The sequence below is a fragment of the Psychrobacter sp. FME6 genome (assembly GCF_014861365.1).
Classification (GTDB): domain Bacteria; phylum Pseudomonadota; class Gammaproteobacteria; order Pseudomonadales; family Moraxellaceae; genus Psychrobacter.
This window is the reverse complement of record NZ_RRYW01000240.1, coordinates 1-667: the sequence shown is the minus strand read 5'-3', so window position 1 is coordinate 667 and position 667 is coordinate 1. Positions and strand designations below refer to the sequence as shown.

At 37.8% G+C, this 667-nt stretch carries 1 protein-coding gene; it reads right to left on the bottom strand.

What is annotated here, in order from left to right:
- Window positions 1-125 precede the first annotated feature (125 nt).
- Window positions 126-338, bottom strand: coding sequence for a hypothetical protein (locus EI162_RS14440; protein WP_225737022.1), 213 nt, complete (start codon window positions 336-338; stop codon window positions 126-128).
- Window positions 339-667: the final 329 nt, after the last annotated feature.

Here is a 667-nt window from a genome sequence, read left to right as displayed (position 1 = left end):
CCTAGGCTTAGATGTGTATAGTTCATGGTTGCAATCTCACTTTGGTCGGTGGATAAAAACTTTGATGCTAGCGCATCTAGGTCTTTTTTTCACCTCACATTTGGTATTGCACTTCATGTGTTAATCTAAGTTTTTAAATAATCAAAAATATGCTGCCACTGCTTTAGTACGCTGACCAATAAAACCAAACTAAATAGCATCATCAACACGCGCCATGACGCTACCTGTGTCCCTGAAAACGGCTGTAACAATAGGCCAAACAAGAATAGCAGAGAGTATAAAAAGTTTGCAGCCACTGCAGCGATAGTACCCTGCGATGTTTGATTGGTGGTAAGCATAACCATAGCCTTAAAAATGAGCGCACATACTTGGCAATTTTAGAAAAAAACAAAAGCCTCCGACGCGAACGTCGAAGGCTTTTTATCCATAAGATATGTTATTTATCTTATCGGCTGCATTATGTCAAAGTCAGAATAGATAAGCAATACATCTACTTAACTGGGTCGTTCTTCTATAGTCAGTTCAAAATAAAAGCGATACGATTGTAGTAAAGTAAGAGGTTGCAAAAAATTTATAGCCAATAGTACGGTATCGTTTTTACCATAAATTTACGGTGGTGTTCTAAAAAGTATGCTGGCATCAGACGTAGCCATAATTGATGTAAAAG

Excerpts from the sequence above, each read along its gene's own strand:
- EI162_RS14440 (WP_225737022.1), bottom strand. The coding sequence starts at position 338 with ATGCTTACCACCAATCAAACATCGCAGGGTACTATCGCTGCAGTGGCT.